This is a genomic window from Mucilaginibacter polytrichastri, assembly GCF_001911425.1.
In the GTDB taxonomy this organism is placed as follows: Bacteria; Bacteroidota; Bacteroidia; order Sphingobacteriales; family Sphingobacteriaceae; genus Mucilaginibacter; species Mucilaginibacter polytrichastri.
Genome location: NZ_MPPL01000001.1, coordinates 1,135,597 through 1,144,898, shown reverse-complemented (window position 1 = coordinate 1,144,898; position 9,302 = coordinate 1,135,597). Strand labels below are relative to the sequence as shown.

Sequence of the window (9,302 nt, the reverse complement as noted above, 5' to 3'; positions counted from 1 at the left end):
CGAAACCGGCACCGCATAATACACCTGCCGATGAAGCCATACTATTAATGAACTTCTCGTTATTAATAGGTTGTATGGTAATATTACGGTGTTTAAGCACCTTTTTATTGTGCTTGGAGAATACTTCCCATTTTACATCTTTAAAATTAGAAAGTTGCTTAATGAGCCTTGCATCATCATAAGCAGGCAAATACACCGTGTAATGCCCTTTATTGGTTACCTCGATATTACGCACCTGCTGGCGGATAACCGGGGTATAAATATTATCGTTAAATGATTTAAAGTGGAAACCATATTGCTCGGTTACGGGGGCGTATTGCTTTAAAATGAGCCGACCCACCATGTCAGACGATTCTGTTTTTGGAGCCTGATGCGCCAGCACCGCAGCCTGGTGGCTTAAGCCAACGCAAGGTTTATCGTGCAGGTAACAGGCCCAGGCAGTTACAGGTTCAAAATCGCTAATTACCAGATCATAATCCTGAACCGGCAAGCTGTTTACCTCTTTTAAAAACTTGCGAAAATTTGATTTGTAAAAGGTTTTCCAAAAGTCCACTCCCCCGTTTTTGCCAAACACAAAGCCCATACCGTGGCATTTGTATTTAACGGGGAAAGGTAATGAAAGGTCGCCCTGGATGCCGCTTACCAATACATCAACCTCGGCCATATTTTTAAGCAGCGGCACAATATCCATTGAGCGGCTTAAGTGTCCGTTACCGGTTCCTTGTATGGCGTAAAGTACTTTCATTGAATGTGGCCTGCGGCAGTTGTTTAATTTATTTGCCTAAATATGATAACAATAATGTTAACTAAATAATAGCAAGATATTAAATAACATCCCAAAGGTAATTACTTACCTGTTAAAGCCTGGTAAATCTCGCCGAAAAGTAAACCACTACCGCCCCCATAATGTTTAACCACCGGGATATTTTTATGCGCAGCCAAAACGGTTTCCAATTTATACTCATCGGCAACAGCCAAACCGCTGCCTATGAGAATGAGATCAAAATCTTTATTGACAAGCAATTCTGTAGCCGACTGCATATCTATTGCACCTGTACTATTCCATAATTCATTATTATTAATTAAACGGTTTATGGTTTGCAAAATACCTTCGTGTGTGCAAATGGCTAATATTTCAATCTTTTTCATGGGTAATTTTTAATTAAACTTCCATTGGCACTTCCATCAGCAGTATTTCTGCATCGGTACCGGCTTTAATGGTCAGGCTATCGGCAACAATACCCATACCATCTCGTGGTGCTAAAGCCTGGCTGTTAATGGTTACGTTACCACTTAATATAAAAGCATAAACACCATTTTTTTTATCGTTTAGCTGGTAAGTGGTTTCAGCACCCGCATCAAATTTACCCATGTTAAACCAGGCATTCTGATGAATCCAGACACCCGCATCATCGGCATTTGGTGATAACACCTGGTGAAAAATATTTTTTTCGGCGGTATCAATCTTAACCTGATCGTAGCGCGGGGTTACATTGCGTTTGTTTGGGTATAACCAGATTTGCAAAAATTTAACCGGTGCGCTGCCGTCTTTATTAAACTCGCTATGGTAAATACCGGTGCCGGCACTCATGGCTTGTATTTCGCCTTTGCGGATAATGGCTTCGTTACCCATACTATCCTTGTGTACCAGATCACCCTCTAAGGGGATCGAGATGATCTCCATATTATCATGCGGATGATCGCCGAAGCCACGACCGCCGTCAACTGTATCGTCGTTTAATACCCTTAGTACACCAAAGTTCATGCGCTCGGGGTTGTAATAGCTGCCGAAACTAAAACTATGAGCACTGTTTAACCAACCATGATTGGCTACTCCACGGGTTGCTGCTTTATGTATGATGAAATTTTCCATTGTTTTAAATTGATGATCAAAGGTACAGTGGAATGGACGAAAGGAACTTGACCTAGGTTAAGAACGACGAAGATTTTCAGGATATAAGACGATGGGCAATGGACTATCATATATGGACTATAGACTCCCTTCAACTACAACCCTCCCCTACTTCCGCTTCAACATCTTGCTCTGCATACGGCTTAAAAACTCGGGGGTAACGCCAATATAGGTTGCAATGTCTTTTTTGGGGAGGCTGTTGATTAATGTTGGGTATCGTTTGCAGAAATTATTGTAGCGGTCTTCGGCTGTAAGGCTCAGGTTATCCATTAAGCGTTGCTGGTAAGATACTAAGGAGTTTTCTGTAATGATGCGGAAGAAGCGTTCGAACTTAGGTACTTTACCAAATAGGATCTCCTGGTTGGCTTTGGATAATAAAAGCAGTTCTGTTTTCTCGATAGCTTCGATATTAAGCGTGCCTGGTTTCTGGCTAATGAGGCTGTACATATCTGCCATCCACCAACCCTCGGGCGCAAAACTAAGTACGTGTTCGAAACCGTTGTTATCTATCGTGTATCCCCTTAATACACCGGAAACGGTAAAGGCTGAGTATTTGCAGATGTGGCCATCTTCCAGCAAAAACTCTTTGCGTTTAACGCTTTTTTCTTGCAGCAGGGATACGAAATATTCTTTTTCTTCAGTATCAAGTGCAATGTATTTGCCAATATTATGCAGGATGAGATCGGTAGACATAAGGGTTTCTGAATATAAAGGCCAATATACAGAAACCTTACGAAACCTATTTATTGCGCCGGCTGGTTTGCCAGTAACCTGTTCCACTCGGGGTGGCGTTTAAGGTAGGCCTGCACGTATATGCATAAGGGCACCAGTTTAAGGTGATGCGCTTCCAGATATTCCAGCGTTTTGGTAACTATGGCAGCGGCTACACCTTTACCTTCCAGTTCAGCAGGTACACCGGTATGGATGAGGTATGCTTTATCGCCTTTAATCTTATAATCTATAAAAGCGCGGTGATCTTCCACTACCAACTCGAAATGGTGGATAGCTTCATTGTTAACAAGTTGAATATCTTCGTAACTCATAGCTAAAGTTATTAATTATCTAATTGTTTCAATAAAAAATGCCCTTATTAATTTAAATAAGGGCATCTTACCGTTAATTATTAATTTTTAAACACCAACTCATTAGCCAGGTCAATTTCTTCCTGGGTAATGGTATGCGGGCGGCCTTTGTAAACTTTCAAGGTAACATTTGCTTGCATACCGGTTATTATTTCCACACTTTCGTTTACCCTGGTCAGCGGTACATGCGGGTCAGGGTCACCGGTGGTAATAAGTACCGGGGTATTGTTAAAATCACCTGCATAGTTAGCCAGGTTTAACTCCTCGCCTATCAAGCCGCCGGTAAAAGCTACTGCCCCGCCATATTGTTTAGCGTTACGGGTAATATACTCCAGCGTTAAACAAGCCCCTTGCGAAAAACCTGCAAAGTAGATCTTGCTTGCCGGGATACCATCGGCTTCTATCTGTTTAACCAACCGGGTTATCACCCCCAGGGCCGAACTTAGCGCAGGTTCATTATCCTGCACAGGCGCTAAAAAGCTATATGGGTACCAGCTGTGGTTAGTAGCCTGCGGTGCATATATGGCAAAGTCTTTAACGTTAAACTCGTTGGCCAGGCCAATCATATTGTGTGCGGTGCTGCCACGGCCGTGGAGCAGTATTAATGCTCCTTTGGCCTCTTGTGGCTGTGCCCCGGCGGTTATAATATTATATTCGTGGGTGTACATGTTGTTATTAATCTAATTTTGGTAATACTTTTATTAAAGCATTTCTGTGCTGCTCGTATTGTGCAGGCAATTTTAAACCTAAGCCTAATTCTTCAACAGCTTCGTCAACAGCAAAGCCGGGGTTATCGGTAGCTAATTCAAACAATACGCCTCCCGGTTCGCGGAAGTACAGCGAGTAGAAGTAGTTACGGTCTATCTTCTCGGTAATGTTCATACCCAGGGCAACTAATTTTTCCCTGTATTGCATTAACACTTCTTCGTTTGCAACCCGGAACGCTACGTGGTGAACAGAGCCTCCGGCTACGTGGCCTGCTACTTCTCCGGCTACTTCAACCAAATCAACAATGGCTGCATTATCAACCGCATCGGTAACAAAGCGGAAACGGTTTACATTTTGTTCTAACAATTTGTAACCAAACACGCCGGTTAAAATATCGGCAGTGGGCTGCATTTTGTTAGTGGTAATGGTGATGCTATGGAAACCTTTTGTTGCGTTCTCAGCTTTCACTTCCTCAGTTTCCCAAGGCAAACGCAGGTCTGGTGTTTTAGAAGCAGTCAGTTCCAGTTTTAAGCCATCAGGGTCTAAGAAGGTTAAATAAGGTTCGCCAAATTTTTCGGCTATCTTGTTATAAGTTACATTATGGTCTTCAAAGCGTTTCAACCAAAAGTCGAAGCTGTTTTCGGGCACAGAGTAACCTATCTCTGTAGCCTGACGGGCGCCTCTCCTCCCGGTTTGTATGTTTTCCCATGGAAAGAAGGTTAAAATAGTACCGGGGGTACCAACCTTGTCGCCATAGTAAAAGTGATATGTTTCGGGGTCATCAAAATTCACGGTTTTTTTAACCATGTGCAGGCCCAGTGTTTTAGTATAAAAATCGTAGTTACGTTTGGCATTGCCTGCTATTGCAGTGATGTGGTGTATGCCGTTTATTGAATTTTCCATTGTTGTGTTTCCTTTTAAATTGTGGTGATGTTTTGTTTTGATGATACAAATGTACCCCACATTTAAAGGCTCGCACTTGATGTAGGACAAGAAGTAAAAGATTGGTTTTTTTTATTGAAAACAAAAAAAGCCGCTATAAATAACGGCTCTGTTTATTGGATTACAATAATTTTGTCATTCTGAACGGAGTGACAAGTTTCTCAAAATTAATTCTATTATCTTTTAATTCTTCTTACCTTATTAATCTTCTCAACCACCACTGGCTCTTTAATCTCAAAGCTTCCCTGCAAGCCTTCGGCAGCATTTTTACCGATCCATATTTTGTATTTACCGGGGTCGGTAACCAGTTTCATGGCCTGGTTATGGTAAGCCAGGTCGGCTGTGTTGAGCGTAAATATCACAGTCTGCTTCTGCCCGGGGTTCAGGCTGATCTTTTTGAAACCACGCAGTTCTTTTACCGGGCGTACCACATCGCCAACCATTTGCTGTACGTAAAACTGGGCAATATCTGTGCCCGTATGCTCGCCCACGTTGGCTATCTCTGCCGAAAACTGGATGTTATCACCCATATTAATTATAGTTTTATCCTGGACCAGGTGGTAATAATCAAACATGGTATAACTTAACCCGTAACCAAAGGGGTACTGCGGCAAATACCCGGCATCTAAATAATGCGAAGTATTACCCAATGAGCTTTGCCACGCACCGATAGGGATACTATCAATAGCCACATAATTTTGTTTGTTAGCAGGCCGGCCGGTGTTGGTGTGGTTATAATACAACGGTTCTTGCGCGCCGGTTTTAGGCCAGGTTACAGGTAAGCGGCCTTCGGGGGCGTAAATACCGGCCAGCATATCTGCAATAGCTGGGCCACCCATGGTACCGGGATGCCAGGCCATGAGTATAGCATCTACCTTATCCAGAACGCTGCCTATGGTAATTGGACGGCCTGCCATTATAACAAGCACCAAGGGCTTGTCTTCCTGGTGTAAGGCGCTTATCAAACTGTCCTGCGCGCCGGGTAATCCAATATCTGCGCGGCTATGCGCTTCGCCGGAAAGGATGGCTTCTTCTCCGCCAAAAAACACAATTACATCGGCATCATGGGTTGCTTTTATGGCTTTTGAGAAACCATCAGTGCTGTGATCGCGACTATAATTTAAGCCGGGGGCATAAAATACATTGTCCTTACCATATAAATGCTGCATGGCAGCCAGCGGCGTTTGCGTGTCCTTACTATCGCCATCAAAGGTCCAGGTGCCTAACTGATCGTGCGGGGCATCTGCCAGCGGGCCGATCACTGCTATCTTCTTTATATTTTTGCCAAACGGTAGCGTTACATTATCATTCTTTAATAACACGGCACTTTCAATAACCGCTTTCTTTGCAGCAGCCAGGCTCGCATCCGTTAATAATACTTTACCATCGGCTTGTTCTGTGTATGGGTTATCAAACAGCCCTAATCGAAACTTCAACCTTAATACATCCCTTACCAGCATGTTAAGTTGCGTTATGGATACCTTACCGCTGGCAATCAAAGCTTTCAAGTTCTTTTCGTAAGTGTTGCTGGCCATTTCCATATCTATGCCTGCATTGGCAGCCTTGGCGGCGGCATCGCTGCTATCTCGGGCAAAGCCGTGGGTGGTCATTTCCACCACGCCGTTCCAGTCGCTTACCAGCATGCCATCGTACTTCCATTCGTTGCGCAAAATACCTTTCAGTAAAAACTGGTTACCGGTGGCCGGTACGCCATTTAAATCATTAAACGAAGCCATAAACGTGCCTATCCCGGCATCCTTAGCAGCCTTAAAGGGCTTAAGGTAAACATCATACAACATTTGCACCCCGATGGTTGCGGTATTATAATCGCGGCCGCCCTCTGCAGCACCATAGCCTGCAAAGTGCTTGGCACAGGCAGCCATGGTGTTTTGTTTAGTTAAATCATCTCCCTGGAAACCCTTTACATAGGCCTTTGCCAATATGGATGCCAGGTAAGGGTCTTCGCCCGGCGACTCGGCTATACGGCCCCAGCGGGCATCGCGGGCAATATCCAGCATAGGTGCAAAAGTCCAGCGGATACCCACAGACGAAGCCTCCTGCGCGGCAATGCGTGATCCCTGCTCTACAATATCAGCATCCCAGGTTGCAGCCTGGCCTAAAGGAATAGGGAATATCGTTTTAAACCCATGGATCACATCACGGGCAAAAATCAGCGGAATATGGCGCGGGCTTTCTTCAACAGCAATGCGTTGCAATTCATTTACCTTATCAATCTCTACCACGTTAATTACCGAACCCGCCCTGCCCTCACGTACAGCAGTTTTCAACACTTCGGGCAGAGGGCCTTTAACCCGGCTGGATGCACCGCGCTGTGCGGTTTGGCCAATTTTATCGTCGATGGTCATTTTAGCCATCAGGCTATCGATGCGCTGCTCTATAGTTTTACGTACGGGTATTTTTGGCGGATGATTGGTAAATGCACTTAAACCGATAGCACCGGTTATAAGCGATACGCTCCATACTTTTTTAGTAAAGATTTTGATCATCTGTTTCTTTATGGTCAGGTAATGTTGATTTAACGCGGTAATACTGCAAATAAAGATGCAGGTAAATAATATGCGCCATCAAATTAACAGTTTTCGCAGCATAATTGTGTTGTAAATTAACTACATCATTAAGCGGATGCATAACATACATTATTTGTATCCCTATGTAACAAATAATCCGCACCGGCATCAAACACCAATAAGTTAAGTTAAACCGTTTTTAAATAAACTTTTTGGATATGAAGTGGAATTTGCCTTTTAAACGTAAACAAGCCGAAAACAAACCTAAAAAAAGCAAAACCCGCGAATGGGCCGATGCCATTTTATTTGCTGTTGTTGCTTCGAGCATTATTCGGGGATTACTTTTTTCGGCCTATGCCATACCATCTGGCTCTATGGAGGGCACACTTTTAACCGGTGATTATTTGTTTGTAAGCAAGTTTAATTACGGCCCGCGCATGGCAATTACGCCTATAGCTATACCATTTTTAGAGCCTAATATTAGCGGTTTTAAAACCTACTGGGATGGCCTGCAATTGCCTTATTATCGCTTACCGGGCTTATCTACCTTAAAGAAAGGCGATGTTGTGGTATTTAACCTACCGTCTGACTCGGTTAACAGGCCAGTGGACATGAAAACCAGCTACATTAAACGCTGCCAGGCCGAACCCGGCGATGTATTGACAATTGTTAACACACAGGTTTACATCAATGGCAAGGTTGCCAAAAATGCACCGAAAGCGCAAACATCATACGTGGTAACTACCGATGGGCAGCAAATTAACCCGCAGGTAATGCACGATCTGCATATTGAGATCTACCAGCAATTAACCGATAAGGATTTTATTATGATTATCCCGGTGGATAGCTATAAAGCGTTTAAATGTTATTCGGTTGTTAAAAACATTAAACCTTACATAGATCCTGCCGGACAGTTTGATGCCGGCATCTTTCCGCATAGCGCCTTGTTTAAATGGAATAACGACAATTTCGGTCCGCTGACCTTACCTAAAAAAGGCTGGAAGATCAGACTGAATGATTCTACCGTGGCCTTATACAGCCGTGCTATCCAAAATTACGAAGGCAATAAGCTAAGCCACGTTAATGGTGAATATTACATTAACGGTAACAAAGCCGACAGCTACACCTTTAAACAAAATTACTACTGGATGATGGGCGATAACCGCCACAATTCGGAAGATTCGCGCGTTTGGGGCTACGTACCCGAAGAAAATATTGTAGGCAAAGCCATGATTACCTGGATGAGCCTGGATAGCACCGAAAACCTGTTTAACAAAGTAAGATGGAGTAGAATTTTGAGGAAGATTGAGTAATGAGTTTTCAACAAGGCAATAAAATTTATCATTAGCTAAAGCCAACTACCTATAGTTGAGCCACTAAATAATCTCTTTATAGTTATATAGCTCAAAAAACTTAAAACACCGTTAATATATTTCACCCATAGGAAAAATAGCCGATATAAATGCGTACCTTGCAGACTTATTAAATACAATACAATGCAAAAAGAAGGAACAGTAAAGTTCTACGATACCACTAAAGGTTTCGGCTTTATTTCACAAAGCGAAAACAGAAATGATGTTTTCGTTCACTCAACTGGCTTAATCGATGAAATCCGTGAAAATGATCAAGTATCATTCGATATCGAAGAAGGCAGAAAAGGACCAAATGCGGTAAATGTTAAAGTAATCTAAAAAATACTATAAATTTAATCGTAAGCACCTGCCCTTAAAGGCAGGTGCTTTTTGTTTATATAAGGTTTCTGATTGATGATTATTTACGCCCTCCTTCGCGTATTTAGCAATCCCTGCTATGTTAATATAGCACAATTATTTGCATATTTAGCACATGGCAAGGGCGCATTACATTCCTACTTTTAAAGGTTAGCTAATCTGTTATTACAATAAATACTTTTGCTTTGCTGTGTAATTTAAACACCCTGCTTAATTACTGTATATCAACCTATTAACCAAACAACAATTACACTTGTATTATAATTATGAGAAAAAGAATTTCCGGATACATTTTCTGCAGTGCTTTACTTTTAGCAACGGGCAGTGTTAATGCACAAAACACAAGCACTGCAGGTACCGATGCCAAAATTTCGGCCATCATTAAAAAACTAACCCTCGA

The 9,302-nt window shown here is 42.7% G+C and carries 10 protein-coding genes; 2 read left to right on the top strand and 8 right to left on the bottom strand.

Going from position 1 to position 9,302, the window contains the following annotated elements:
* The 8 genes from RG47T_RS05140 to RG47T_RS05105 form a co-directional block, all read right to left on the bottom strand.
* A partial coding sequence (locus RG47T_RS05140; protein WP_253187495.1) for a glycosyltransferase family protein occupies positions 1 to 745 on the bottom strand: 745 nt, incomplete at its 3' end.
* Positions 746 to 846: 101 nt separating this feature from the next.
* Entirely contained in the window at positions 847 to 1,149 is a 303-nt protein-coding gene (locus RG47T_RS05135) for a hypothetical protein (RefSeq protein WP_074488430.1), read from the bottom strand.
* Between the two features lie 13 nt (positions 1,150 to 1,162).
* On the bottom strand, positions 1,163 to 1,873 hold the full coding sequence (locus RG47T_RS05130; protein ID WP_074488429.1) for a pirin family protein: 711 nt from the start codon (positions 1,871 to 1,873) through the stop codon (positions 1,163 to 1,165).
* 147 nt (positions 1,874 to 2,020) lie between these two features.
* Positions 2,021 to 2,605 carry a Crp/Fnr family transcriptional regulator gene (locus tag RG47T_RS05125; protein WP_074488428.1) on the bottom strand — a complete coding sequence of 195 codons (585 nt, stop codon included), beginning with the start codon at positions 2,603 to 2,605 and terminating at the stop codon, positions 2,021 to 2,023.
* Positions 2,606 to 2,655: 50 nt separating this feature from the next.
* The gene (locus tag RG47T_RS05120; RefSeq protein WP_074488427.1) at positions 2,656 to 2,955 is read right to left on the bottom strand and encodes a GNAT family N-acetyltransferase; all 300 of its coding nucleotides are present in this window, start codon (positions 2,953 to 2,955) and stop codon (positions 2,656 to 2,658) included.
* 80 nt (positions 2,956 to 3,035) lie between these two features.
* Positions 3,036 to 3,662, bottom strand: coding sequence for an alpha/beta hydrolase (locus RG47T_RS05115; RefSeq protein ID WP_074488426.1), 627 nt, complete (start codon positions 3,660 to 3,662; stop codon positions 3,036 to 3,038).
* Positions 3,663 to 3,669: 7 nt separating this feature from the next.
* On the bottom strand, positions 3,670 to 4,605 hold the full coding sequence (locus RG47T_RS05110; RefSeq protein WP_074488425.1) for a ring-cleaving dioxygenase: 936 nt from the start codon (positions 4,603 to 4,605) through the stop codon (positions 3,670 to 3,672).
* Positions 4,606 to 4,820: 215 nt separating this feature from the next.
* Positions 4,821 to 7,151: a glycoside hydrolase family 3 N-terminal domain-containing protein gene (locus tag RG47T_RS05105; RefSeq protein WP_083627300.1), complete on the bottom strand. Its 2,331-nt coding sequence runs from the start codon at positions 7,149 to 7,151 to the stop codon at positions 4,821 to 4,823.
* 239 nt (positions 7,152 to 7,390) lie between these two features.
* Here RG47T_RS05105 and lepB point away from each other — a divergent pair, with 239 nt between their 5' ends.
* Entirely contained in the window at positions 7,391 to 8,485 is a 1,095-nt protein-coding gene (gene lepB / locus RG47T_RS05100) for a signal peptidase I (RefSeq protein ID WP_074488424.1), read from the top strand.
* Positions 8,486 to 8,668: 183 nt separating this feature from the next.
* Positions 8,669 to 8,863, top strand: coding sequence for a cold-shock protein (locus tag RG47T_RS05095; RefSeq protein ID WP_074488423.1), 195 nt, complete (start codon positions 8,669 to 8,671; stop codon positions 8,861 to 8,863).
* Positions 8,864 to 9,302: the final 439 nt, after the last annotated feature.

Excerpts from the sequence above, each read along its gene's own strand:
- RG47T_RS05115 (WP_074488426.1), bottom strand. The coding sequence starts at position 3,662 with ATGTACACCCACGAATATAATATTATAACCGCCGGGGCACAGCCACAA.
- RG47T_RS05125 (WP_074488428.1), bottom strand. The coding sequence starts at position 2,605 with ATGTCTACCGATCTCATCCTGCATAATATTGGCAAATACATTGCACTT.
- RG47T_RS05130 (WP_074488429.1), bottom strand. The coding sequence starts at position 1,873 with ATGGAAAATTTCATCATACATAAAGCAGCAACCCGTGGAGTAGCCAAT.
- RG47T_RS05105 (WP_083627300.1), bottom strand. The coding sequence starts at position 7,151 with ATGATCAAAATCTTTACTAAAAAAGTATGGAGCGTATCGCTTATAACC.
- lepB (WP_074488424.1), top strand. The coding sequence starts at position 7,391 with ATGAAGTGGAATTTGCCTTTTAAACGTAAACAAGCCGAAAACAAACCT.
- RG47T_RS05135 (WP_074488430.1), bottom strand. The coding sequence starts at position 1,149 with ATGAAAAAGATTGAAATATTAGCCATTTGCACACACGAAGGTATTTTG.
- RG47T_RS05120 (WP_074488427.1), bottom strand. The coding sequence starts at position 2,955 with ATGAGTTACGAAGATATTCAACTTGTTAACAATGAAGCTATCCACCAT.
- RG47T_RS05095 (WP_074488423.1), top strand. The coding sequence starts at position 8,669 with ATGCAAAAAGAAGGAACAGTAAAGTTCTACGATACCACTAAAGGTTTC.
- RG47T_RS05110 (WP_074488425.1), bottom strand. The coding sequence starts at position 4,605 with ATGGAAAATTCAATAAACGGCATACACCACATCACTGCAATAGCAGGC.